Annotated in this window: 21 protein-coding genes; 18 read left to right on the top strand and 3 right to left on the bottom strand. The window is 44.2% G+C overall.

The features are described from left to right. Positions 1-37: 37 nt before the first annotated feature. Positions 38-556 carry a hypothetical protein gene (locus tag COT72_00470; GenBank protein PIO00536.1) on the bottom strand — a complete coding sequence of 173 codons (519 nt, stop codon included), beginning with the start codon at positions 554-556 and terminating at the stop codon, positions 38-40. A 90-nt stretch (positions 557-646) separates the two neighbouring features. Between COT72_00470 and psmB the strand changes: the two genes are divergently transcribed. The 6 genes from psmB (at position 647) to COT72_00440 (ending at position 6,515) form a co-directional block, all read left to right on the top strand. Continuing rightward, positions 647-1,291, top strand: coding sequence for a proteasome endopeptidase complex, archaeal, beta subunit (gene psmB / locus COT72_00465; protein ID PIO00535.1), 645 nt, complete (start codon positions 647-649; stop codon positions 1,289-1,291). A 74-nt stretch (positions 1,292-1,365) separates the two neighbouring features. After that, positions 1,366-3,264, top strand: coding sequence for a beta-CASP ribonuclease aCPSF1 (locus COT72_00460; protein PIO00534.1), 1,899 nt, complete (start codon positions 1,366-1,368; stop codon positions 3,262-3,264). Positions 3,265-3,308: 44 nt separating this feature from the next. Continuing rightward, positions 3,309-3,851, top strand: coding sequence for a hypothetical protein (locus tag COT72_00455; GenBank protein PIO00533.1), 543 nt, complete (start codon positions 3,309-3,311; stop codon positions 3,849-3,851). Between the two features lie 33 nt (positions 3,852-3,884). Continuing rightward, the gene (locus COT72_00450) at positions 3,885-4,406 is read left to right on the top strand and encodes a hypothetical protein (protein ID PIO00532.1); all 522 of its coding nucleotides are present in this window, start codon (positions 3,885-3,887) and stop codon (positions 4,404-4,406) included. Between the two features lie 408 nt (positions 4,407-4,814). Continuing rightward, entirely contained in the window at positions 4,815-6,053 is a 1,239-nt protein-coding gene (locus tag COT72_00445) for a hypothetical protein (GenBank protein ID PIO00531.1), read from the top strand. Positions 6,054-6,137: 84 nt separating this feature from the next. Beyond that, a complete protein-coding gene (locus tag COT72_00440) occupies positions 6,138-6,515 on the top strand; it encodes a hypothetical protein (protein PIO00530.1) in 378 nt (125 codons plus the stop codon). Here COT72_00440 and COT72_00435 read toward each other — a convergent pair. After that, positions 6,512-7,192 carry a dolichyl-phosphate beta-D-mannosyltransferase gene (locus tag COT72_00435; protein PIO00529.1) on the bottom strand — a complete coding sequence of 227 codons (681 nt, stop codon included), beginning with the start codon at positions 7,190-7,192 and terminating at the stop codon, positions 6,512-6,514. The two genes, COT72_00440 and COT72_00435, sit on opposite strands and share 4 nt — an antisense overlap. A 65-nt stretch (positions 7,193-7,257) precedes the next feature. Here COT72_00435 and COT72_00430 point away from each other — a divergent pair, with 65 nt between their 5' ends. Both COT72_00430 and COT72_00425 read left to right on the top strand, forming a co-directional pair. Continuing rightward, positions 7,258-8,007, top strand: coding sequence for a hypothetical protein (locus tag COT72_00430; GenBank protein PIO00528.1), 750 nt, complete (start codon positions 7,258-7,260; stop codon positions 8,005-8,007). Then, the gene (locus COT72_00425) at positions 7,907-8,707 is read left to right on the top strand and encodes a hypothetical protein (protein ID PIO00527.1); all 801 of its coding nucleotides are present in this window, start codon (positions 7,907-7,909) and stop codon (positions 8,705-8,707) included. Before COT72_00430 ends, COT72_00425 begins: the two co-directional genes overlap by 101 nt. Here the strand turns inward: COT72_00425 and COT72_00420 are convergent. Then, a complete protein-coding gene (locus COT72_00420; protein ID PIO00526.1) occupies positions 8,704-10,074 on the bottom strand; it encodes a hypothetical protein in 1,371 nt (456 codons plus the stop codon). The two genes, COT72_00425 and COT72_00420, sit on opposite strands and share 4 nt — an antisense overlap. 115 nt (positions 10,075-10,189) lie before the next feature. On the opposite strand from COT72_00420, the gene COT72_00415 reads away from it, so the two are divergent. The 10 genes from COT72_00415 to COT72_00370 are packed head-to-tail and all read left to right on the top strand — an operon-like array spanning position 10,190 to position 24,669. Then, positions 10,190-10,951, top strand: a complete 762-nt coding sequence (locus COT72_00415) for a hypothetical protein (GenBank protein ID PIO00525.1) — start codon at positions 10,190-10,192, stop codon at positions 10,949-10,951. 31 nt (positions 10,952-10,982) lie between these two features. Next, on the top strand, positions 10,983-12,764 hold the full coding sequence (locus COT72_00410; protein ID PIO00524.1) for a hypothetical protein: 1,782 nt from the start codon (positions 10,983-10,985) through the stop codon (positions 12,762-12,764). Between the two features lie 39 nt (positions 12,765-12,803). Beyond that, the gene (locus COT72_00405) at positions 12,804-15,641 is read left to right on the top strand and encodes a hypothetical protein (GenBank protein ID PIO00523.1); all 2,838 of its coding nucleotides are present in this window, start codon (positions 12,804-12,806) and stop codon (positions 15,639-15,641) included. Continuing rightward, on the top strand, positions 15,638-17,044 hold the full coding sequence (locus tag COT72_00400) for a hypothetical protein (GenBank protein PIO00522.1): 1,407 nt from the start codon (positions 15,638-15,640) through the stop codon (positions 17,042-17,044). Before COT72_00405 ends, COT72_00400 begins: the two co-directional genes overlap by 4 nt. Positions 17,045-17,100: 56 nt before the next feature. Further along, complete coding sequence (locus COT72_00395; GenBank protein ID PIO00521.1) at positions 17,101-18,516, top strand: hypothetical protein; 1,416 nt, start codon at positions 17,101-17,103, stop codon at positions 18,514-18,516. A gap of 6 nt (positions 18,517-18,522) precedes the next feature. After that, positions 18,523-19,716, top strand: coding sequence for a hypothetical protein (locus COT72_00390; GenBank protein ID PIO00520.1), 1,194 nt, complete (start codon positions 18,523-18,525; stop codon positions 19,714-19,716). A gap of 36 nt (positions 19,717-19,752) precedes the next feature. Then, positions 19,753-21,123 (top strand): hypothetical protein, encoded by a 1,371-nt coding sequence (locus COT72_00385; protein ID PIO00519.1) that lies wholly within the window; start codon positions 19,753-19,755, stop codon positions 21,121-21,123. Between the two features lie 52 nt (positions 21,124-21,175). Then, positions 21,176-23,053, top strand: coding sequence for a hypothetical protein (locus COT72_00380; GenBank protein ID PIO00518.1), 1,878 nt, complete (start codon positions 21,176-21,178; stop codon positions 23,051-23,053). After that, positions 23,022-23,402, top strand: coding sequence for a hypothetical protein (locus COT72_00375; GenBank protein ID PIO00517.1), 381 nt, complete (start codon positions 23,022-23,024; stop codon positions 23,400-23,402). Before COT72_00380 ends, COT72_00375 begins: the two co-directional genes overlap by 32 nt. A gap of 40 nt (positions 23,403-23,442) precedes the next feature. Further along, complete coding sequence (locus tag COT72_00370) at positions 23,443-24,669, top strand: hypothetical protein (GenBank protein ID PIO00516.1); 1,227 nt, start codon at positions 23,443-23,445, stop codon at positions 24,667-24,669. Positions 24,670-24,830: the final 161 nt, after the last annotated feature.

Below are 24,830 nucleotides of genomic sequence, written 5' to 3'. Positions count from 1 at the left end.
TGGTGCGTTTTTACCCTATATTCATGCGTGCGAGTAGTTATGCGCGTGTTGCAAGAAGTTCATTAATAAGCGTTTGTATGGCGGCTTTGTCTACTTCTGCACCATATGCTTCGCCCGAGCCTGCTCTAAAATAAACATTTCCAATGATGACAAGGGGAATGTACTGGCCCGGATTGAATGTGTTAAAACGGTTCAAATCAGCGCCCTGCGGAGCTATTTTGTCAAAATCATAGGCCCTGAGCGTGATATTTTCATTTTCTTGTGCAATCTCTTCAAGAATGGGCCTTTGCCATTGGCAATGCTCGCACGTGCTTTGGCCATAATAGAGCACAACTAATGTTTTGTTTTCAAACAAAGGTGCTTCTGCGGTTTTGTTAAACCCGCCTTGCGCGCTACCAATCACGCGCGCACCAAGTGTGTTCACTGCGCTTCCAGTGGTTTGGGGCGCGCTTAGAAACCCTGCAAAGGTTGGCAGGATAAACATGATTGCTACAAACGCACCAAACACGAGTTTGAGGTTTACCTTTTTTTTGAGTGTTTGCATGGTTTTATTCATGTGCAAGAAAAGTGTAGTATAGCAATATTTATAAAGATGATTTTAATCCGTATTACGTGTTACACCTTTAATAATTTCTGGTGATACTTAATGCAAGAACAGCAAAAAGACGTACTTAAGACCGGCACCACAACGGTTGGACTCGTATTCAAAGACGGCGTGATTCTCGCTGCAGACAAGCGTGCATCAATGGGTTATATGATTGCGCACAAGAACGTGCAAAAAATCCACGAAGTATTTGAAAACGCGCTTATAACTATTGCCGGTGGTGTTGGTGACGCGCAAATGCTTCTTCGTTACATTCGTGCTGAGGCAAAACTCTATGAATTAACTAACAAGCGAAAACTCAGCATCTCATCACTTTCAAACCTCGTCGCGCACGTGTTGTATGGCGGACGAAACCAGTTCATGCCCTATTACGTGCAATTCCTTCTTGGCGGCTATGACTCGCATGGCGTGTCATTGTTCGTGCTGGGCGCGGATGGCGCGCGTCTTGAAGATGAATTTATCTCAACTGGCTCTGGTTCTGTGTTTGCGTATGGTGTCTTGCAAGACCATTACTCAAAAGACCTTGACGAGCAAAGCGCTACACATCTTGCCGTTCGCGCAGTGCATGCTGCAATCCAACGGGATATGGCCTCTGGAGATGGTATTGCCCTTGCGATTATTACCCAGAAAGGAACAAAATTCCTCAGCAAAAAGGAAATCGAAAAGCTTTTAAAGCAACCCGCATAACTGTTGGATATCCTCCTTTCACATTCCTCATGTATTGAGCCTTCTTGACCTTTGGCTCAGGGGTATTATCTATTATGGCAAACGAGAGTTTTCCAATTCTGGAACGAGTAACACAGTTACTACCAAAAAACGCAGAAATAGCCGACAGCGTTTTTGAGGGAGCAAATATCGTGCTCTATTCAAAAAATAAAGAGTTTGTGACTAATCACACCCATGCGATTCGCTCCGTTGTAACGCAGGTTAAAAAACGCATTGAAATTAGAGCAGACCAAAGTATTCTTGTACCTGTGGCGCAGGCAGACACGTTGATTCGAAACATCATTCCAAAAGAAGCTGAAGTTGAAGATTTGTGGTTTGATGAAAAACGAAGCATTGTGGTTATTGAAGCAAAAAAACAAGGTCTTGTAATTGGCCGAAAAGGCGAAGTTGTTACTGAAATACAAAAGAAAACCCTGTGGTCGCCGATTCTTCGAAGAAGTCCTGCAATCAAATCAGACCTTATTAAAACCATTCGCCACACGCTCTTCAAGAATTCTGACTATCGAAGAAAATTTCTTGACTCAATTGGCAGAAAAATTTATTCTGGATTTCATCGCAAAAAAAATTATTGGGCGCGCATTTCCTTTCTTGGCGCGGCTCGCGAGGTAGGTCGTTCATGTTTTATCCTGCAAACCCCTGAATCAAATATCATGCTTGATTGCGGAATCAACGTAGCCTCAGATGAACACGCGTTTCCGCACTTGGAAGTAAGTGAAGCAGACCTTAAAAAATTGGACGCGGTTATTATTTCACACGCGCACACAGACCACAGCGGTTTGCTGCCGCTGCTCTTCAAATATGGGTATCGTGGTCCTGTGTATTGTACTGAGCCAACTCGCGATATCATGACCTTGATGCAGATTGACTCAATTGGTATTGCACAAAAGGAAGGTAAAAACGCGCTGTATTCAATTCTTGATATAAAAGAAATGCTCAAACATGTTATTCCCCTTGATTATGGTGTTGTTACTGACATTGCCCCTGATATTAGAATCACCCTCTTTGACGCAGGCCACATTCTAGGAAGCGCGGTCACGCACATGAATATTGGGGATGGTTTTCACAACCTTGTGTACACCGGAGACTACAAGTATTCTGGAACAAACCTGCTCAATCACGCGCACACTGATTTTCAGCGTGTTGAAACCGTGATTACTGAAGGAACGTATGGAAAGACAATCACACCATCTGTTGAAGAAGCAAAAAACATGTTTCTTGACATTGTTACAAAAACGATTAAGAACGGCGGCAAAGTGTTGCTTCCCGTGCTTGGCGTCGGCCGCTCGCAAGAACTTATGATTGTGCTTGAAAAAGCAATGCGCGACAAGCTTATTCCAGAAATTCCCATTTTCATTGATGGTATGGTCTGGGATGTGAACGCGATTCACACCGCGTATCCTGAATTTTTTAACAAACGCATCGCATCATCCATTTTTGATAAGAAGCACAACCCATTTTTATCTGATTGTTTCAAACATGTTGGTTCACAAGAAGAGCGCAAAAAGCTGGTTGAAGAAGAAGGTCCCTGCGTGATTATGGCAACGTCAGGCATGCTTGCTGGCGGTCCAAGCATGTTTTATTTGGAGAATCTTGCAAACAATCCGAAAAATCAAATGATTTTCACCTGCTACCAAGGCGTGGGTTCTCTTGGAAGACAGCTCCAGGAAGGCAGCACAGAAATTATTAAGCGCAACGGGAACCGCACGCAAAGTATTCTGGTAAAACTTGGTATGGAAACCATTCGTGGTTTTTCAGGACACTCCGACCGAAACGAGATTCTGTCTTATATTGGAAAGATTCGTCCAAAACCCCGCCGTGTTATTGTCGTGCATGCTGAGAAAACAACCGCCCTTGACATTGCATCAAGCATACACCAAAAATATTATATTGAGACAACTGCGCCGAGAAATCTGGATATTGTACGAATACGCTAGGTGAGATACTTTTTTAAGCACCATCCTTTTTTGAATAACCGTGTATGGTTACTACTATTCTTGTTGCTGATGCAATGACGCGCAGCCCGCTCTCAACAGTGTCAACTGCTTTAATATTTGAAGCAAGTAAAAAAATGGTTGCGGGTAATGTGGGCAGTCTTGTTGTTGTTGAAAAAAACAAGCTTGTGGGGATTTTGACAAAAACAGATGTTATCCGGCAGGTTGTTCTCAAGGGAAAAGACCCTAAAAAAACACGTGTTGGTGATGTAATGGCTCGAAATATTGTGTCAACCCCTTCGCACACACCGCTTGCAAAAGCAACCCAAACTATGGTAAGTCTTGGATTTCGCAGACTGCCTGTTGTTGATAATGGTGTGTTTGTAGGACTTATTACGCAAACTGACGTTCTTCGCGTGCAGCCAACACTTATTGAGCTACTTGCAGACAAGTTCATGAATGATACATCATCTGATGTTCGCAGAATGGATAATGTTAAAGGGGTGTGCGATGCGTGCGGAAAAGCCTCCTTTCTTAAGAGTTATGAGGGCAGCATGCTGTGCCTGTCATGTTTGAGCGCAGTTCAGTAATGTTTTTATTCCCTGCCCGCAGAAGAGTGCACTATGGCAGAAGAGGACTTGATTATTGAAAAAACCATTCAATACGATGGCGTGTATGAGTTTAAAGAAGTCTATGCAACACTAAGCGATGTGCTTATCACTTTTGGTTATGATATTAAGGAAAAAAAGCAGGTGCTCAAATCAAAAGGTTCTTCTCGTTCGCACGAAGTTGAATGGGAATGCACGCGAAATGTTGACAAATATACGCGCTTTTTAATCAAGTTCAAAATTAAAGCAAATGTGTCTGATACCAGTGTGGAAGAAGGCGGAAAAAAAATGCCAAAAGAATCAGGAGACCTTAAAGTCGAGATAAAATCCTCGCTTGTCACGGATTATGCGGGCAGATGGGAAGGCTCGCCTTACTCGCGTTTTCTCAAAAGCTTTTTTGACCGCTTTCTTTACGGGAAAAAGGCATCAGCATCCCTTTCATCGGGAACATACAAACAATGGATTGTAAAACTCTCAAGCGAGACGCAAACGGTTATTGACGAGCTTAAAGCGCTTCTCCACCTTTACAAAGTGTAAACATAAAAGAAACCATAAGTTTAAATACGGTTTCTCATCTCTTACTTACATAAGCCCAATGTTGAAGGTGTGCTCGGACGCAACAGTCTGTTGAGAGTGATGTGTATACGGAGCATTGGGCGACAAAAACCCTTCATCCATTCAAAAAAAAATATTCACAAAGAGAATACCGCTCTTGAATTGGTTTACAATCCAAGAACCTCGGGCAATTACATTTCCCCTCACAATCACGAATTCACCGGTACCGCATTCGTTAGGTCAATGGCTTTTTTTTTAGCACAATCGCGCAAGAACGCGTGTTGTCCATAAAAAAGCCGCCTGCTGTAGTACCGTGAACCTCGCTTAAGAGCGTCTCTTCTTTTTTGTTTGGATGAAACCTCAAAAAAAATAATAGGTGAATCATCCAATATGGGAAAAATATCCCCGGTATCAACAAAATATATTATTCATGCGTCAATCGCCTCTGATGGTGTTGTGGAAAAACCTGATGTCATCGGCGCAGTCTTTGGACAAACTGAAGGATTGCTTGGTAACGAACTTGAATTAAGAGAACTTCAAAAATCTGGTCGCATCGGACGAATCGATGTCAACCTCTCACGAAAAAAAGGACATGCAGAAGGAGAAATAATCATTCCTTCTTCACTCAACAAAGCAGAAACCGCGCTTATTGCCGCAGCTATTGAAACCATTGAACGGGTTGGTCCCTGTGATGCAAAAATCAAGATTTCTCACATTGAAGACGTGCGCGTTGTCAAGCGAAAACAAGTTGTTGCGCGCGCAAAAGAGTTGCTTGCAGAAATGATGCAGTCATTTGATTCTGACAGCAAAGAAATGTCTGAAACCGTGTTCTTATCAGTTCGGACTGCTGAAATTGTCGAGTACGGTTCTGAAAAACTTCCAGCAGGTCCCGGCATTGACGAGACTGACGAGTTGATTGTTGTAGAAGGGCGCGCTGACGTTGTTACCCTGCTTCGCGGTGGTTTTAGAAATGTTATCTCCCTTAATGGCACATCAATTCCAAAAAGCGTTATTGAGCTTTCAAAAGTTAAAGAAACAACCCTCTTTGTGGACGGAGACCGAGGCGGAGAACTTATTCTTTCTGAGTTTAAACAACGCGGCGAGCTGGACTTTCTAGCAACTGCTCCTGCGGGAAAAGAAGTTGAAGAGCTCACACAAAAAGAGATTCACAAAGCGCTTCGTGCAAAAGTGCCGCTTGACCAGGCAAATGGCGTTGCAAAAAAGCAAGAAACAACCGCGCCGCGAACAACTATGAATAGTAATGGACGAAAAAAGAATCGCCATGACATGCGCGAGCAGCATCGCAACCAAAACCACGAACAGAAGCGAAGTGCAACACTCACCGAGTCCCAGAGAAAAACGTTCAAAACACTTCTTGAAGATTTGACTGGAACATCAGGAGCCTATATTCTTGATGATGCGCTTCAAATCCTTGGAAAAGTGCCCATCTCTGAGCTTAAGTCATCTCTCAAAGAGTTGGACGCGGGCTACGCGCTCGTGCTTGACGGCGAGATTGACAAAGCGCTTGTTGAAACAGCATCTTCACGAAAAATTGCGTTTATCGTGGGCGTGTCTGCAAAAATAAGCAGTATGCGCGGTTTGCGTATCATAACCCTTAATGAACTCTAGAAGCGCGCAATATCTCCGCGCTTTTTTTCTTTTTTACTCTTTTTGTGCAATATTTATTTATAGCCCCGCTTTTTTTCTAATAGTATGATTTCACGATTGAGGGATTTTTTTACCTATGAACGAGAAACCGCTGCGTCCTTGTTTGTGGTAAGAAACATTATTGAAGGAGAAAACAGTTTTGAGCTTCCGCATCAAAACATGGTTGCGCAAGCGCGCTCTTTTCAAGAACACGAAAGCAGCACGCCCATGTCGGCGTTGGTTGAAGAAGATACAAAGCGAATTCTCTCTATTATTGCTGGCGCACAAAATCCGCTCACGTCATCAGAAATCCTAAGCGAGTGTCTTGCGCATAATGTGTGTTCTCGCGCCACGTTTTTTCGAAAGCTCAAAGAATTAGTTTCTGAGGGTCACGTGAAGAAAGTGAAGAAAGGCAAGAACTGTTTTTATGCTGTTGTAGACTAACGGGTGAATCGTAGTTTAACACAGACTATAACAAATTCGAGCATGTCAAAAATGCCTAGTTTTGAGCGTCCTTTTTTTCGGTCAATAAAGGTGATGGGGATTTCTTTGATGCGTGCTTGTTTTTTTTGCGCGCGTTTGAGCAGGCTAATTTGAAACGCATATCCGTTTCCTTCTATGGCAGAAACATCAAGTGTTTTGAGCAGGTTTGTTCGTATAGCCCGATACCCGCTCGTGCAGTCAGCATAGGGCAGTCCCGCAATACTTTTGCCAAGCATGTTTCCGCCTTTGCTAATGCATTTTCGCACAAAGTTCCAATCAGGAGTGGCCCCCCCCGTAATGTAGCGCGAGCCAATCACGAAATCTGCATTTTTTATTGCTTCAAGAAATTGCCGAATATCCTGCGGGTCATGGGATAAGTCAGCATCCATTTCAAACACAACATCGTAGTCCTGCATGACATACTGCATGCCTGCTGCGTAGGCTTTGCCAAGCCCTTCTTTTTTTGTGCGCACAAGAACGCGCGCCCCGCACGTTTCTGCAATGCGTGCGGTTCTGTCAGGCGAATTGTCATCAACAACAAGCACATCAACAGGTTGGCGCGCAAGTTTGGTGAGCACGCGTCGTATATTTTCTGCTTCATTATAGGTTGGAAGAATAACACACGCACGCATAACCATTTTTGAATCGGATGATTGTTTAAAGCATTTCTAAGTCTGTGTAGTGTTAAGAGTAAGCTTTAAGCATGCGTTTTGTTCTAAACAATAGTGTAAGGGGGAAAATCAATATTCGCATGCTTTCTGGCGCGTGGTCACGATTAACTGGTTTTGGGAAAGTGATTATTGTGCTCATAAGCATGCTTTTTATTACCACTCTTTCTTTTGTGATTTTTCCTTCAAACGGTCTTGTTCAGCAGTCTGCTGAGATTTCGACACGTGATTTATTTTCGCTTTCAGCATCATATCCTATTTCTGAATTGCGCCCGCTCCCCCATGGAAAAAGCGTGCAAGTTGAAGGCACAGTGTTGTTTATTTTTAGTTCAGAAAGCGTTCCGGTGTATTGGCTGGAGAGTGATGGGTTTTTTGTTCCTGCACGTTTGATTAACACATCAGTTCGTGCAAATCAAGGTGAGCGCGTCGCCGTTGTTGGCACACTGGTAACAGGGGCAAATAGCGGGTATGTGATTAATGTTGCCGCGCTTCAGCGAAGGGGCGCGGGGACAATTGGCACTACTCTTAACACATCATTTTTTAATCGCTCGTTTTCAAACCAACTACTTAATGCGCAAGGGTTTGTGCGCGACATTGATACTGGTGGCAGGTTTGCTGACACGTTTGTGAGCGCAAACTTCTCAGTGCCTGGAAACCCGCTTGTTTCAATGCTCATACCCCGCAATGACTCGCTTGAGCTTGTTAACGGAGCATATGATATCTCCTTTGCGTTTCTCTATGCTGACGCGCCCATTGGTATTGTGTATTCTATTAAAAAAATCTGAAACGTGTTTTACTTTGTTGCAAAACAGTTATTTACTCTGCATACAAAAAAATAGGAGTATGAAGCTTACTTGCACTATTCACAAAACCCTGCTCAGCCCTTTTCTTGTGCTTGAGCGCATTTCACCTTTTTTTAAGCGGCCAAAAATAGTGCCGTTTCGTGGTCACTCTTTTTTTGTCCTACCCCGCGTCTTTCCCCCTCTGTCTCATCAGACGGGTTTTTTTCTTGATAGTATTGCGCTCAAACAGGGTACACGCGTTGTGGATGTTGGGTGCGGGGCAGGGGTGCTTTCTATTTGTCTTTTCAAAAAAGGTATGCGCTTTGTGTGTGTAGACATTTCACCTGACGCGCTTACCTGCACGCGCGTTAACGCTGCCTTAAACCGTGTTCCGCTCCGCGTTATTAAGTCAAACCTTCTTGAAAGCGTGCACGGGCGCTTTGACTACATACTTTTTAATAGTCCTCCAAAACTTCTCACCCAAAAGGGAACAAAACAATTCTCTTTTAGTATTGCGCGCCAATTTGCAAAACAAGCACACACACGTCTTAAGACGGGCGGCGTGTTGTATTTGTATTGCACGCAAGAAAACAAATCAGTATGGAAAAAAGCACTTTCACACTTTGATGTGCAAACTATTGGAAGAACACGCTCATTTACCATTCCTTTTGTCGTGCTGCGCGCTACAAAGAAAGCCCCCTAACTTGGTACTGTTCCCACTCTAATAATCATGTCATCCTTGTTTTTGGGGTCTGCAAGCAGGCTTATCACTTTCATATCGCTTCGCCCATCCTTGTTAAGTCGGGTAGTAAATGCGCACGTTGTTATTTTAACAATACCCAACGCCTGAAGTTTTCTCTCAATTACGCACGGGTTGAAGCGAGAGCCAAGCAGGATGCGCGCGTACGCAAAGCGCTTATTTTTTTTGAACGCGCGAATCGCGTGCGTCATTGCAGCCGCGTCATTGAGGTTTTCCATAGCCCGATTGTATGCGCGCAATTCTTCAACTGAGAATAATGGGCGCAATCCATTGCTCGTGCGTTTTGCAAGCAGTGTTGGCGCGTCTCCGGTGTTGTATGGTTTTCGAAACCCAAGCGCGTGATTGATGCGCTGAATATTCTCTTGAAATGTTCGAAACTCGGTGAAATGCTCAACACTAAAACAAGGCATGTACGAGATAAGTTCAGTGATGGAGGGCACGTATTCGAGACCTAACGCTCCCGTGGTAGGATTGAGTGCGAGCGCGCGCAATTCAGTTACGTACGCGTGTTCGTTGATGTAATCCATAAGCTCACTGACTGAATGGTCATTAATTCCCTTTGCAATTGTTGCATTGATTTTAGTTATGATGTTTCGTTTTCCAAGATTTTCAAGGCCTTTGAGGCGGAGTTTCCATTCCCACGCGCCGCTGCGCAATCGCTCGTAGGGTTCTTTGTCAAATGAGTCAACGGTAATGTTCACGCGTTCAAGACCTGCATCAATAAGCGCGTCAAGAAAATTCATGTCTGCAAGTTTGATGCCGTTTGTGAAAAGCTCGGGGGTGTTGCCTGACGCTTTCACTTCTTTGACAATATGCATTATTTTAGGGTGTATGGTTGGTTCACCTCCAAACACGCACACGGTTTTTTGCTGGTTTGTAAATCGTTTGAGCCCGTTGCGAACCGCAGTAATTGTAATATCTTGTTGGGGAAGCAAGTCAGGATAAAAGCAAATCTTGCAGGGCGTGTTGCACGTTGCATTTACGTGCAGCACAACTGCGTGCATGTCAAGATTGCTAAAGGATTTTTCGCTAATTGGTTCGCCCACGCGCCCTGTTATGTGCGTGTTTGCAAGTGAGGATTTGTAGAGTGCAAATTCATCATGTTTTTTGTCGAACGCTTCGCTTTGGAACGCACACACATCGCATTGGCGTATAGTAAACAAGAATCCATCACGAAGCACTTTGCTTTGTTTTGCAAGCAGGCCACAACAAAGACATTCGCCAACGCCGTGTGAAACAACTGTTTCTTCGTCTCGCACGCCTACGCGCTCTATCTTGTTTTTGAGCCGCTCTTGTATGTGCTCCCCCATACTCTATTGTGTGTTGTGTTAGTTTAATAATTCTTCGTTTTAAAACGCTGTTTAGCCACATAGCAGCGCAGTCTACGAATTTTTATTAAGCCAAAGCGCGTATTGGTGGAGTGGTATGCAGGGAATTCTTAAAACGTATCGCGTGTTGCACTGGCCGCATTTTTTAGGGTTTGTTGTGCTTGGCGCGTTTGCATCATCACCCGCGTCTGCTCTTCGCATGGGTATTGCGCTTGTGAGTGCTGCGCTGTTGCTTGCCTATGCCTATTCATTTAATGATTTTTTTGACAAAAAGAAAAAAGGTTTTTTCCCCTTTATTCCCCTTCTTTTGTTTGCGCCGCTCATACGTTTTTTGGATGCAAACCAAATTCTTTTTTCACTTACCTTTGTGGTAATTGTTACGCTCTACTCGCTTCCGTTTCCGCGTCTTAAAGCAATCCCTGTCATTGGAACCCTCAGCAACAGCGCGGGGTTTTCACTTTTGTTTTTGCTTGGCGCGACGCTTCCCCTCAGCACAGTCGCGTGGGTAGTGCTTGTTATTCTATTTTTGCTTGAGACCGTGGCCCAGCTTATTCATGAATGTGCAGACAGCAAAGAGGATGCAAAAGACCGCGCATGTACTACTGCCCGCGCACTTGGAAAAAAGAATACACGCCTCATTTCACGTGCGCTTCTTATCTGTGCCATTGGCGCATCTCTTTTCATGCCGTTTGGCCTTGGTTTTTATTTTGTCAGTATTCCTGCTATTATTTTTTCATCTATTTTTCTTGTCCGCATCTCCATTCCAGACACCGCGTTGCTTCGCGCAGACTACCGGCGAATCGGCATTGTCTGCGGTCTTTTTTTTCTTGCAGGGCTTTTGATTATTCGCGTAACTTAATAATTATAAAGCTGCATTTCTTCTAACTAGTATGCAAAAACTTTCCAAGAATGGTTTGTCTGCGTTAAAACGAAGTGTTTTTGTATTTGTTATATTTCTTGCGCTTTTCTCTTTTTTTCCGCGCTTTGATGGGCAAAATTGGCACGCCCTTGTTTCTGCTCATGAGAATACTACATTTTTTGATGAGCGCTTTGATATTGTAAGTGCGTCTGTTCTTAATTTACGTGAAGGAAAAACCTGTTTTGCTCAAGGAAGCATGCTTGGCTCTGTTAACGTGAGTGAGAATGTTGATTTTGTTGTTGACTCTGCGGGTTGCTACTGGCCAACGCGCAGCGTGTTTGCTGCAAGCACATTTCTGTTGCCCTTTTCTTTTCTTTCCTCTCTTGTTGGTCTTCAAACAGCACTCCTCTTTGGCAACGCCGTGTTTGCAAGCATTCTGCTTTCTGTGCTGTATCTTACGCTTCGCTTGTTTTACCGCAAATACGCGTTTGTGTTCACCCTTCTTGCAGGTCTTGCAACCGGCATTGTGATTTATGTTCCCCTGCTCCTGACACAAATTATTTCAGCAACCTTTTTTATGCTCTTCATGTTTGGCGCGCTTGGTTTGTACAAGACGCGCGACCACCGATTTGTCTACCTTTTACACGCCGCGCTCTTACCCTTTGTGTTGGCATTCCCCTACACCTACCTGCTCAAAACCCCGCTCGGCCTGCTTGTCGGCCATATATTAAGCGGTGTGCTCAATTATGCCTTGTTTCTGGCACTGCCCTTTGGCGTGTTACTTTATTCTGAGAAATTACTAACAAAACGAGACCTGTTTACTCTGGGTTTTGTTTACGTGTGTGCCGTTGCCGTGCTCAAACTGTTTTTTACTGCGTATCACGCGTCAAGTGGATTCTGGGTAAGCCAAGACGTAAGCGTCTTCCCATTTAATCCAGGCGGTCTTGTAACCGAGTTATTTGGGTTTAGCCCGTTGCTTCGTGTGCAAACGTTTGTGTATTCCTTTGCTGGATGGGCAAACGGTCTGTTCTTAAACTCGTATGGTTTGTTTGGCGCGCTCTTTTCTGAAAAGGGATTTATTTACAATTCTCCCTTTCTCCTGTTTGGTCTGCTTGGCGCGCTGTTTTTCAAGCCGAGAAAACTCAGAAATGCCCTACTTTTTGTGGTTGGTGTAAATCTGGTGGTTTCACTTGTCTCTGGTGCGTGGCATGGTGGTGCAACACCGCGCTATGTTCGTCATTACTTCCCCGCAATACTGGTACTCTGCATATTTGCATTTGACTACCTTAGTCAAAACAAGTCCCAATTTGTGAGGGCAGTGTTTGTCTTGCTTGCTCTTCTTTCCGTTCTTAATGTATCAAGTCTTGCTGTTCGTCAGGACTGGGTGTATGAAAACCCCGCAGACCTTGTAAGCTATGATTATGTGCTCTTCCCGGTTATTCCTACACTTCATAACCCTTTGTATGGTGCGTGGAACACGTCAGTAACCTGTCCTGCAACAAATACTTCTCAAGGCCTGCTTCTTGACATGTGCTCGTGTAATGATGCAAGCTTTATTACTAAGGAGCTTAACTTTTCAAACTATGGACAGTTAAGCGTGTTTTATTGCACAAACTATGCTGGAGACGACGGCGTGGTTCTTGATGTGAGTGCCGGAGGATTTATGCAGCGACAAACCGTTGCTAGCGAGACGTGTGGCAGGATGGTTATTCCTTCTTCTGTTTTTGGTGTTGAATCGCTTTGGATTGGAATTGATAGGTATGGAGAGTGCGCTGCAGAACAAGTGACTATTAAGGGTGTCTTTGCAGAATAAAAAACGTTAATACGCGTTGCGTGCTCAAACACTCTTAGCATGATTCCTGTGGGTGTGCCGGTAAAAGTATTTATTACCTGTCTTTTGCTCTTCTCTGTGTTTTCTTCATTTGTTGGCACCAATGATGAAGCACGTGTGAATCTTGCGCGCGCTATTGTTGAAGAACACTCATTTATCACTGATTCATTTGCAAACAACAGCATTGACCGCGCATATTATAAGGGTCATTACTATACTGAAAAAGTACCCCTCACCTCATTTGTTTTGGTTCCGGTATACACAATCTGGAAAGCAGTGTTTGGTCTCTTACCTGTTCACACCAGCCTTGAAGAGGAACTTATCTCCAGTGAGCAGCTTTTCTATTTTTTTGCAACATTCGTAGTATCAGCCATTCCCAGCGCGCTTTTGTGCACGCTTGTGTACTATTTTTTGCGCAAAAAAACAAAACAGTCACACGCTATTCTTGGCGCGCTTGCGATTGCATTTGCAACCATGCTCTTTACCTACTCACGCACTTTGTTTGGAAGCGCGCTTGGTGCGTTGCTCTCGTTTAGTGCGTATTATCTGATTTCTGAGCACGAGGATAAGCAGTTTCTTGCAGGTATGCTTGGCGCGCTTGCAATTGTTGCAGACCTGCTTTCTGGAATTGTGCTTGTTGTTATTTTTGTGCAGGTGCTCTATAGGCGAAAAAACATTGTGCATTTTCTTGCCGGATGTTTTGCAGGTATTCTGCCCCTTCTTGTATATAATATAATTATTTTTGGCACGCCGTTTGACATTTTGAATGCGTATGCTGACCCGCTCTACTGGCCAGGAGAGCCGGGTCTTTCAAAGGAATTTTCCTTTTCTATCTCAGGAAGCTTTAACACTGCAGTTCGCAGTTTGTTTTATCCGTATCGTGGTTTGTTCTTTTACTCGCCTGTCTTGTTGTTTGGTCTTTTTGCCGTGCCAAAAATGCTTCGCAAAGAAAAAGCGCATGCGCTTGCGTTTCTTGGCGTTTTCGTGCTGCTTGTGCTTTTACTCACCCAGCTTAAAACGTGGTGGGGTGGTCTGGTCTTTGAACTGCGGCATTTTACGGTTCTTATCCCTTTTTTTGCGCTTCCGCTTGTTCGCGGTTTTGAGGGTAACAAAAAACCGCTTTTTTTTTCTTTGCTGCTCATCTCCTTATTCTTTCATGGTCTTGGTCTTACCTACCCTGAAGAAGTTGAATTGGTTAATCAAGAAATGGCACCCTCATCTCAGGCGCGTTTTGACACGTTCTTACCCATTGCAAACCCTCTTTTTTCATACTATGCCCCGCGCATTTTTTTAGAAGGCACAAATTCCTTTCTTAACCTTTTATTCCCCACATTTTTTGTTCCCTTGCTTGTGTTTATAGCACTTGTTTTACTTGTGGTGTGGGCCACTGAGATTGAAGCACTTGTGCGGCGTGTGTGGTCTGACACGTGGCTTTTGAAAACTATTGGTATGTTCTTTGCTGTTACCCTGCTTGGCATCTTTTTTGTTGTGTTTATTCATCAAGGTCTTGTTCGTCTGAGCTTTCCTTTTGATTTTACTACTGCTGAAGGTTTTGTGTTTGCATTTTCAAAAAATCTGTCTCTTGGAAGCACACTCTACCCCCCGCTTCCCGCAGAGGGCATGCCCTCAATAAACACGTACCCCCCGTTTTTTTACGCGCTAAGCGCGCTTTTGATGCCGTTATTTTCTCAGGCATTTGTTGCAGGTCGCATTATTTCATTTATTGCATCGCTTGGTATTGGTGTTTTGATATATGTGATTGCGCGAAAACACCACGCTAAACCTGTGTGGGCAGCGCTTTTTTCTTTCTTGTTTTTTGCATCATATTTTGTCATGTTCTGGTCAGCGCACAATAGGGTTGATATGCTCGCGCTCTTTTTTTCTGTTCTTGGCCTGTTTTTTATTTCCTATAAAAAAGATGCACTCGGCGCCTTTGCGTTTCTTTTTTCACTCTACACCAAGCACACCTTTATTGCCGCGCCCCTTGCTGTTTTTGTCTATCTTTTCTTGTATGAACGACGTCGTGCGCGCGTGTTTTTTACTATGCTTTTTGGTTTAGGCCTTGCCTTGTTTGTTGCGCTCACCCTGCTTTCAAATGGAGAATTTGTAAAACACGTTTTTTTATACACGTCGTTTGGTTCATCTTTTGACATATACCTCTTTGTGAGTCTTGTGCTCTCAGCGCCGCTTCTTCTGTTCCTCACGTACCAATACGTTCGCAGCTCACCCCACTCGCTTCTTGGCATGTACGCGCTTTTTGCCTTTGCCTTGCTCGTATTTCAGGCTTTTAATGCGGGTTCGTCTTCAAATTACGCGCTTGAATCATTATTTATCAGCTGCATTATTGGAGCAGTGTATCTTTCAGCGCACATTAAAACCGAGCGCATGAAGGCACTGCTTTTGTTTGGCATCGCAGCCCAAGTGCTTTTACTTTCAATGGGTGGTGCGGTTTCACTCAACCCACTTGACGGTATGCGTGCTGCCTATTCTTTTTTTGACGCCTATCCTGCCTTTGCTCGTCTGAGCGTGCTTGTTAATCAATCAACAGGACCTGTGTTAAGCGAAGTTGGCGGCGTGCTTTTTCTAGCACACTCGTCTGGCGCGCTTGATGTGTGGAAGCTGCGCACGCTTGTTGAGAATGGCGTGCTTTCTCAAGAAGAACTCTTCTTGCGATGTGTTGAACAAAAGTACTCACTAATTATACATACTGACGACCTCAAATACGTGCCTGGTCTTTCGCGTTGTATTAATGCAACATACATACGCATCATTGCCGTGCCCGTGCTTACCTACCCTCCTTCACGCTTTCAAACACGCGCACACAATCAAAAACTCGTTGAGGTGTATGCACGCACATGAAACCAAAACCCCTTCCGCTGATTCTTGTTTTTGCCTTTGTGCTTCGCTTGTTTGTGTTTGTACGGTCTGGTGGATTTTTTCATTCTGACGAAATTTTTCAGTCTCTTGAAGTAGCCTTTTTTGGTGCGCAGGGTTTTGGCATCATCCCCTTTGAATTTGTGTATGGCATGCGCTCTTTTTTCTACCCTCTTCTCATCCAGGCTATCTTCACATTCACGTCGTTTGTTTCCGCGTCGTTTGCACTGTTTAGCACACATTTCACCCACGTTCTTGCATCTATGCTTATTGTGTGTTTTACTTACCTGCTTGTGCGTTCTCATGCTTCGCAGCGTGAGGCGTTAAGTGCTACTTTTTTTGTTGGCGTATGGTGGGAACTGCTTGTTTATAGTTCACGAACGCTCTCAACTCCAGTTATGCTTATTCCTCTTCTTGGAGCTCTTGGCTTAAGCGTGCGCGGACCAAAATCGCGATTTTTTGCAGGCATTCTTTTAGGAATTGCAGGTATGATTCGCCCGCCCGCATTTATACTTGCGCCCGTTATTCTTTTGTATGTGTGGCGTTCAAAACAGGATATCCGCTCTTTTGTGTTTGGTCTTTTTCTGTCCCTGCTCTTTTCTGGTGTGCTTGACTGGGTTATCTATGGTTTTCCGTTTGTCTCAACATTCCGGTTTTTCTATTATAATATCTTGAGCAATCAAAGCGCGCAATTTGGTGTTGCCCCCTTTGTTTTTTACGTGCAAAAAATAGCGCTTTCCTGGCGGTTCATGCTTATTCCTCTTCTTGGTGTTCTTGTTTTTACCTGGGAAAAACAGCACCGTCTTGTTCTTGCAAGCGCGTTTGTCTGGCTTGTTGTGTTTTCTTTTATCCCTCACAAGGAATATCGTTTTATTCTTCCGCTTACTGTTTTGCTGCTTATTATGTTTGGAACCGGATTGAGCATGCTTGTCAAAAAAAATACGCATTTAGTGTGGTGTTTTGCTGGTTTTACACTTGTTTCTGTTTTGTTGCTTTTCTCAACAAATCTCGCGCCAAAAGAAACGTTTTGTCAGGCACAAACCTTTGTTGGAAACCAAGCCGCTGCAACAGGTCTCATTCTTTTTGATACGTGGTCAGAAACGTGCGGGTACGTGTACACGCAAAAAAACATCCCGTTACTGTTCTTTCCTTCCTTAGGCGACAGCATACCGCGTGTTCGTGAAGCCAAAAGCCCCCGGGAGCTTGAACTCGCGTTTCTCAACGCCACGTTTAATTATGCAATTCTAAGCGGCGAAAAGAGCGAACCGGTTATAAATTACGAGAACCGTACTGGTTTTAACACAACGCGCATTGCTCAAGACCTGCTTTTAAAATATGGTTTTAAACAAGTTATGCAATTTGGTCCTGCACGCGTCTTTGCGCGCTAAGCTAACATTGTTTAGTATGATAACACATTTATAGCGCGCATGTTATTCATGTGGATATGGCGCCGCGCGTAGCCCTGCTTCACACAACATTTCATCTCAAGGATAAGACCACGCACCCCAAGCATTTACTTCCGCCAATTGACCTTGGTATTGCTGCACGCATTCTTGAAAAAGAAGGATGCGAGACCTTTTTTTTTGATACTGCAGTGCATGGCAAAACCCCTCAAACCGTGTTTTCGTTTCTTTCCCACACAAAACCGGACATTCTTGTGATAAAACCAAACTTAGCTGTTTCACAGGAAACCGTGTCGCTGGTGAATGCAATTAAGCAAAACGCATTATTTGCTCATATGCCTGTTGTCGTAGTTGGAAACGCGCCCACCTATCTTGTAACACGTTTTTTGCACGCGTCATCTTGTATTGACTATGTTGTTCTTGGCGAGTTTGAGAACGCGCTTGCCCGTGTTGTTGACTGTTTAGTTACCAAAAAAAAATGTGTGCGTGATATTCCCGGATTGTGCTGGTTTGCTTCAAAACTCACCTACGCAAGGGGGGTGCGAACTATCCTTGAACTTGACGATTTCGACTCGCTTCCCTCGCCAAAGCATGAATTATTTATTAATCAGGGATACTCTTTTTATTATCCTACCAGTCTCAACGCACGCATGCGTGTTGGTTTTGTTATGACTTCACGGGGATGCCCGTATAGTTGTTCGTTTTGCTCTGAAGCTGAACGCGCATCGCACGGCAAGAAATATCGCTACAGAAGCGCACAACACATAGCAGACGAATTCGAGTGTTTACACTCAAAAGGCGTGAACTTTGTCTATATCCTCGACGACTTGTTCACGCTTAATTCAAACCGCGTTATTGAGTTGTGTGCGGTGCTTGCAAAACGAAAGACGCGCATAAAATGGGCAGTGCAAAGCAGGGTTGACACGCTCAACGAACCACTTATCTCAGCAATGCGCAGTGCAGGATGCACAACAGTCTGCATGGGTCTTGAGTCAGGCAGTGACCGCATCCTTAAAAACGTGCAAAAAGGAACAAGCGTTGAAAAGATTCGCAAAGCTGTTTTTCTCTGCAACAAATACCACATCAACATTGTTGGCTATTTTATTATTGGCAACGAATCTGAAACGCTTGAGGAAATTGAAAAAACCATCACGCTTGCAAACTCGCTTGACCTTGATATGATACAGGTCGCCCACCTCACTGAATACCCTGCTGCATCTTTGTTTAAAGGGGATATAAATGCGTGGAGTTTTACAAACCGCAATGAAGAAGTACAGCAAAACTTTAGCAGGGTTGATACAAAAACACTTGAGGCACTGCAATCAAGATTTTATCGTTCATTTTATTTTTCTCCACGCTTTCTCTTTCGTTTTATAACGCGCCACGCGCTCACGTTTGTACTTAACCTTGACAAGAATATTCCGCTTATTCGTGACACGCTGCGCGTTTTCACCTAAAAATTTATGTGTATGCGCGCACAAAAAAAGTGTATGCAGGTCATTCCTCGAAAGCGCATTCACACGCCACTTTCAAAAGCCGTGCTCGCACGCGCCTGTGATTCGCGTGTTGTAGACGATTTTGAAGACGCGTTTGCACGTCGCACCAAGCAGGATGAGGCGCTTGCCTTTTCTTCAGCACGCTTTGGTCTTGAACTCGTACTTTCCTATTACGGGGTGGGGTCTGGTGACGAAGTGCTCCTGCCCGCATACAACACGCCTATTGTTGCAAATGTGGTACGCAGGCTTGGCGCACGGCCCGTGTTTGTAGACGTGAACGCTGATTCGTTTAACCTCAATGCTGACGCGCTTGCAAAACAGGTTTCAAAGCGCACGCGTGCCGTTATTGGTTTGCACGCGCACGGAAACCCGTTCAACGTTTCAGCAGTCAATGCGTTTTGTGAAGAACACGGACTCATCTTAGTTGAGGATTGTGCGCACGCGCTAGAAACATCATATCATCTCAAGCCCGCGGGCAGTTTTGGTCATGCTGCCGTGTTTAGTTTGGGTATTGGAAAAGAGCTTAACACGCTTGGCGGAGGCGTGGTTGTTACGAGTGATGAAGGACTTTCAAAACACTTGCGTGAAGAACAGAAACACGCGCGGCGCGCATCACCTATTGTTACTCTACGAAAAGTCATGAAAGCCAGCGTTTTTGAAAAAGCACTTTTACCGCGCGTTTTTGCGCTCACCTCATACCCGGTCTTGCGCATTTTGCGTATGTTTAACAAAGACCCGCTTGCTTTCTTGTTTGAAGATATTGGTGTAAAAACCCCAAAAAACGCAGAGTTCTCGCGGCTCCAGGCAAGTCTTGGTCTTTTTCAGCTTGAACACCCCGCCCACTTGAAAGCAAGAAGAAAAAACGCGCACGCGCTTGCAAAAAAACTTTCACGCATCGTGCCTGTGCAAAACGTGGCACGTTTTTCAAAACACTCGTATGCTGATCTTGTGTTTCTCTCTGATGAGCGTGAAAAAATGCTTGCACATTTACTTGCGCGTGGCATTGATGCGCAACCATCATGGCTGACTTACTGCGGAAAAGAACAACACACAATTTCGCGCATGATTAGCAAAAGAACCGTCCTGCTTCCTGTGCGTGCGGATTTCTCAAAAGAAACGCTTGCACGCGTGTATAACGCTGTTTCTGTGGGTGTTGCATAGATACACACTTATAGCAAAACAAGATTCTCTTGTAGTATGAACGTTATACTGGTCAACCCCCCGTACACGCTCTCTTCACAAGATACAAACCTCCATTTACCCGTTCAACTCTACCCCCCGCTTGGTCTTGCCTACATTGCAGGAAGTATTCGCAAAGCAGGCATCGAAGTATCTATTCTTGACGCGCCAGCACTCAATATGTCAGTCTCAGACGTTATTGCGTTTGTAAATGACAAGAAGCCTGACGCAGTTGGATTTTATGTATCTTCATTTTCATTTGCTATTGCAAAAAGACTTGCAGAAGGCATTAGCGCTGAAACGTTTGTTGGCGGACCCCACATTCACCACGCACCCCACTCACTTACCATGATTGGCGCTGATTTCGGGTTTCGCGGTGATGCTGAACGCTCATTTCCTCACTTTCTTAAAACACGTGACATGAGCACGCCTGGCTTGGTATGGGCTGATGATACGGGCATCGTGCGCGCAAACAAACCTGAACCAATTAAAAATTTAGACGCGCTCCCGCTTCCCGCGCGCGACTTGCTACCCCAACAAAAATATTTTTCACCCCTTGACCCGGGCCGTATTACTACCCTTATCACGTCACGCGGGTGTCCTTACAATTGCGTGTTTTGCGCGCTACCAACAAAACGCTCGTATCGCAAGCGAAGCGCTAAAAACGTGGTTGACGAGTTTGTACTGCTTGCAAAACAGGGCATTGATTATGTTGAGATTCAAGATGATTTTTTCACCCTTGACATGCAACGCGTGCGAGATATGTGTGTTTTACTTCTTGAACGCGGTATCAGGATTCGCTGGGGGTGTGAGACGCGTGCTGATTATGTAGACAGACCACTTCTTGACCTCATGAAAAAAGCAGGGTGCACAAATATCAAGTTCGGTGTGGAATCTGGAAGCGAGCGCGTGCGAAACGAGGTTATCAAAAAATATGTGAGCAATGAGGCATTATTTCATGGGTTTTATGAAGCAAAAAAAGCAGGACTCAAAACCATTGGTTATTTTGTGTTTGGCCACCCAACCGAAACAAAAGAAGAGATGGAACAAACCCTTGCCTTTGCAAAGAAGCTGAATCCTGATTACGCTGATTTTCATCTTGCTATGCCCATTCCGGGTTCTGATTTGTTTAGTATTGCGGTTCGTGAAGGAAAACTCGCGCCTGATTTTTGGGCGCGTTTCATGCCTGATGACACATTTCCCTTTTATGTTCCAAAAGGGGTGACTCTTGACGAGATGAAGTCTCTGCAAACAAAGGCGTACTCATCATTTTATCTCACCCCCCAAAAAATTGTTTCAAATCTGCTTTCAGTAAGAAGCCCGCGCGACTTGAAAGTCAAGCTTCGCTCAGGCTGGCTTGTGCTAAAAGAAAAGATTTTACGCGCATAATACGTGTGCACGCGCTACATTTTTTTAATGGCGCATAGTGTATGAAGGTGGTATGCGCATCAAACAAGGTGGTGTTTTGTTTCTCGTGCTTAGCGCGTTTTCCCTTCTTTTGTGCGGCCTGTTTTTTTCTATTTCTCCTCTTGTCTTGCTGTTAAGTGCGCTTTTTATTCTGTTTATTCCTGGCGCGCTCGCATACCTTTCATTTTCAAAAAAACCTGCTCTGCTCAGTTTTATTGGCTTCTCAGTTCTTGGCAGTTTTGTACTTAACACGCTTGCTACTCTTGTGCTTGGTAGTTTGCTTAACGCGCCACTTTCAAAATGGTTTTTGTTTTTTGTGTTTTCACTCTCTTCGTTTCCGTTCGCGTTTCGTATCTTGCTCTTGTCTAAGCGCGCTCTTGAATTCAGGTTGGAAAGCAGGTCTGCACTTATGATACTTGTGCTCGCGTTTTTTGCCCGCGTGTTTGTCTTTGCAAAACTCAATTGGATTATTCTTGGTTCTGATGTGGGGCGTTTTGGTTCTCTTGCCCATGCTATGGTTCTTAAAGGGGGTATTATGGCAAATCTTGTACCCTTTGAAATTATTGAAGGGTTTTTTTATTTTCCAGGAACTATCATTATACCTCTTCTTTTTGACCTTGCCGGAATAAACACGCTTGTTGGTGCGTCATTTGCACTGTTGTTTGGCAATAGTGCTTTTTTGGTTTTTGCCTTTCTTTTTTTCTCACAGTTGTTTAGCAAAAAACGCGCGAAAAACGCGTTCTTGTTTTTCGCGTTTGCCTTTGATTTTTGTTTTCTTCTCGCAGTCTCAGGCATTTATCCATACGCGCTTGCACTCCCTTTTCTCATGCTTTTTATGTACGCGCTCAATGTGCTTTCAAAAGGAGGGCATGCCCGTTTTGCTTTTGTGCTTGCAACTCTTGGTATTGCGTTATTTCACTGGTATGTGGGTCTTGTTGCCGCAGTGTTTGGAGCAGCAGTTGCATGCGCGCTTAGTATTGAAAAAGAGTACGCACGCCTTTATCGCATCATTAAAGAGTTTTTGTTTGCAGCAGTGTTGAGCGCTGTTGCGCTTGTTCCTTTTTTTTTAACCTTTGGCGCGTATCTTCTGCTCCCGTTTTTGTTGCAGAATAAAGCAGACCTTTTTGCAATTTCAACAGCAAACGCGCTTCCACTACCTGCCCGCGTGCTTGGTGTGTTTGTTCTTTTCTCGCAGGGCGTTTCATTTTCTATCCTGTTTGTTTTAGGCATCCTGTTTCTTGTGTTTGACTGGCAAACATTAGTGAAGAAAAAAACGCTTGGCTTGTTTTTTATTTTTCTTGTTGTGTTTAATTTCTTTCTGTTTGGCGACAATAACTTTGTTCGTCAAACCCTGATAGTTTGGTTGTTTTATGCAATTGCGTTTTCACGCGTTTTAACGCGCACCAGAATTAATACTATTATCGTTATTGCATTTGTGCTTGTTGCCTCCCCCTCTCCTTTGTTTTTCTTCAGCACGATTGTGCAGGGAACGTTTGCATCTTCAATTCCAGTTCCTGACGCGTCATTTTATCACGCAATGGACTTTATTCGTGAAAATGTTTCTCTTAATGCAACCTTTCTCATTGATGGGGGTGGTGCGGGATGTGTGGGGCGTTCAAGCAGTTATGGAGAGCGCATTTTTCCCATTACTTCGCGAAAGGTATGGTACTTTACAAATACGTGCTGGAGTGCGTACAACTACACTGAGTATGCTTCGCGTGTTGCTCTTTACCATGTTCTTACTCTCAATCCAAACAACCAAACGCTGCATGACCAACTTTTAGCAAAGGGTGTGACCCACGTGTTTATTGGCTCATTTTCAACAGGTCTCAGTCGCGCACTATTCTCAAAAAGCATGTACTATACGGAGGTGTTTTCTGATGCAAACACAAGCATCTTCAAAGTGGCGTAGTTTCCTTGTTGGCATGCTCTTTTTGTGTGCAGTAATCATTGCAGGCATTGTTCTTATGCCCCGCGCATCATTTGAAACATCGCTTGTGTGTGCTGGTGTGCGCACTACACTTGGCGCGTGCAACATAACCTGCACAATTACCGCTTCATGCGAATCAGACGTGACCTCACGCGTGTTTGTTACCCATTCAGTTCATGCAGCGCTCTATGATACTATCCGTACGCACGCCTGCTCTGAGCCTGAACACCGAACATTCATGGTTCCACTGCGCAATGCAACGTATGTTATATATGCCGCGCTCAACACATCAACCGGGGTTGGTGCTGCGCGCAGGGCAATGCAATGCTGACTAAAACCTTTTATCCCCTGCCCACGTTTTGTTGTGTAACATGGCGCTTGCAAAACCCCTCATTGTTGTAGTAGGCATCTTTTTTTCCCTAAGCCTGCTTTTTGCGGGCATAATCTACTCGGATGACATTTTTTATTTTAATAGTGCAAAGCAAGCCGCCAACGGCGCGTTGCTCTACACTGACTTATTTTTTGCTCACCCTCCCGTTCAGGTATGGGTGCTCTCAGCGCTGTTCACTTTTTTTGGTGCGTCGCTTTTTATTGCCCGTCTTGTGCCTGTTTTTTGTGCGTCAGCATTGCTTGTTCTGGTGTACGCGCTTGCGCCAAAAAACAAGCTCTTTGCTGTTGTGATTCTCCTGCTTATGCCGGGGTTTCTCGCGTTCTCGCGCAGCGGTGTTGGCATGCTGCTTGCCGGCATGTTTGTCGCACTCTCTGCATTTGCGCTTGTGCGAAAACGCCCTGTGCTTGCCGGGGTTTTGTTTTCGTTTGCTTTTTTTACGCGCTATCTTGCTCTTATGTATCTGCCCTTTGTGTTTTTTATGTATGGGAAAAACCGGCGTTTTCTAGTGAGCGCACTTACCAGTATAAGCATAGGTTTCATAAGTCTCACACTCATGTATGGCCTACCATTTATTGAAAACACCCTGTTCTTTCACGCCGCAACAAAGATAGGTATTACACAAGTATCATTCCTGTTTGACTATGCAACCCTTAATTTGTTTATTCTTGTCTCTATTGCGTTTCTTTTCAAAAAACATCATGCTCTGCTTTTGCTTGCAACTGACGCGTTTATTTTGTTTCTCTTTAGCGCGCCATTTTACCACTATGTTCTTATTTCGCTTCCGTTTTTTGCGGTTGTTCTCTCAGAGGTAAAACAAAAAGATGTTGTTTTATTCGCGTTGTTGTTTGGCATTTTGCTTGCACACGCAACTATTATTTCTTCATTGCAGGATAATTCTGAGCTGGTATTAGTTTTAAGCAGGCTTGACCGGAACGCCACGCTGTTTGGCGACCCTATTGTGGTAAATTACGCATCCTTCTTGTATAATACTCCGGTATTTGAAGGTGAATATGACTCTTTTCCCCAGCATTTAGGTGCAAAGGGGTGGGGTGACGTGGTTATGCGTCTTGGCAGTAACCCTCCTCAAACCATTATTATGTCTGATGAGTTTATGACTCAAAGCAGTGTGCTCAACGACTTTATCGCCCAAACCTATGAGCTCTTGTTTAACACCTCTCATTTTGTAGTATTCTCCTTATCCAAATAGGTCTCAACACGCAAAAATTGCAGACAAGAAAGGTCTCATACGTCTTATTCTCGCGTTTATGTGTCTCAAAACAGGGTTATGTCTTTTTTTGGCAGTCTTAACTCTTTTTTATTAATTTCAAGCACTCTCCGCGCTTCTTTTTCGTAAGCTTTTTATGTGCA

This window comes from archaeon CG10_big_fil_rev_8_21_14_0_10_43_11 (assembly GCA_002763265.1).
Classification (GTDB): Archaea; Nanobdellota; Nanobdellia; order PEZQ01; family PEZQ01; genus PEZQ01.
Note: the sequence above shows the minus strand (reverse complement) of the source record. Positions and strands in the feature narration are given on the sequence as shown.

Excerpts from the sequence above, each read along its gene's own strand:
- COT72_00370 (PIO00516.1), top strand. The coding sequence starts at position 23,443 with ATGGCGCTTGCAAAACCCCTCATTGTTGTAGTAGGCATCTTTTTTTCC.
- COT72_00435 (PIO00529.1), bottom strand. The coding sequence starts at position 7,192 with ATGGTTATGCGTGCGTGTGTTATTCTTCCAACCTATAATGAAGCAGAA.
- COT72_00430 (PIO00528.1), top strand. The coding sequence starts at position 7,258 with ATGCGTTTTGTTCTAAACAATAGTGTAAGGGGGAAAATCAATATTCGC.
- psmB (PIO00535.1), top strand. The coding sequence starts at position 647 with ATGCAAGAACAGCAAAAAGACGTACTTAAGACCGGCACCACAACGGTT.
- COT72_00460 (PIO00534.1), top strand. The coding sequence starts at position 1,366 with ATGGCAAACGAGAGTTTTCCAATTCTGGAACGAGTAACACAGTTACTA.
- COT72_00420 (PIO00526.1), bottom strand. The coding sequence starts at position 10,074 with ATGGGGGAGCACATACAAGAGCGGCTCAAAAACAAGATAGAGCGCGTA.
- COT72_00380 (PIO00518.1), top strand. The coding sequence starts at position 21,176 with ATGCGCATCAAACAAGGTGGTGTTTTGTTTCTCGTGCTTAGCGCGTTT.
- COT72_00385 (PIO00519.1), top strand. The coding sequence starts at position 19,753 with ATGAACGTTATACTGGTCAACCCCCCGTACACGCTCTCTTCACAAGAT.
- COT72_00410 (PIO00524.1), top strand. The coding sequence starts at position 10,983 with ATGCAAAAACTTTCCAAGAATGGTTTGTCTGCGTTAAAACGAAGTGTT.
- COT72_00450 (PIO00532.1), top strand. The coding sequence starts at position 3,885 with ATGGCAGAAGAGGACTTGATTATTGAAAAAACCATTCAATACGATGGC.
- COT72_00470 (PIO00536.1), bottom strand. The coding sequence starts at position 556 with ATGAATAAAACCATGCAAACACTCAAAAAAAAGGTAAACCTCAAACTC.
- COT72_00375 (PIO00517.1), top strand. The coding sequence starts at position 23,022 with ATGCAAACACAAGCATCTTCAAAGTGGCGTAGTTTCCTTGTTGGCATG.
- COT72_00395 (PIO00521.1), top strand. The coding sequence starts at position 17,101 with ATGGCGCCGCGCGTAGCCCTGCTTCACACAACATTTCATCTCAAGGAT.
- COT72_00445 (PIO00531.1), top strand. The coding sequence starts at position 4,815 with ATGGGAAAAATATCCCCGGTATCAACAAAATATATTATTCATGCGTCA.
- COT72_00405 (PIO00523.1), top strand. The coding sequence starts at position 12,804 with ATGATTCCTGTGGGTGTGCCGGTAAAAGTATTTATTACCTGTCTTTTG.
- COT72_00415 (PIO00525.1), top strand. The coding sequence starts at position 10,190 with ATGCAGGGAATTCTTAAAACGTATCGCGTGTTGCACTGGCCGCATTTT.
- COT72_00455 (PIO00533.1), top strand. The coding sequence starts at position 3,309 with ATGGTTACTACTATTCTTGTTGCTGATGCAATGACGCGCAGCCCGCTC.
- COT72_00400 (PIO00522.1), top strand. The coding sequence starts at position 15,638 with ATGAAACCAAAACCCCTTCCGCTGATTCTTGTTTTTGCCTTTGTGCTT.
- COT72_00425 (PIO00527.1), top strand. The coding sequence starts at position 7,907 with ATGACTCGCTTGAGCTTGTTAACGGAGCATATGATATCTCCTTTGCGT.
- COT72_00440 (PIO00530.1), top strand. The coding sequence starts at position 6,138 with ATGATTTCACGATTGAGGGATTTTTTTACCTATGAACGAGAAACCGCT.
- COT72_00390 (PIO00520.1), top strand. The coding sequence starts at position 18,523 with ATGTGTATGCGCGCACAAAAAAAGTGTATGCAGGTCATTCCTCGAAAG.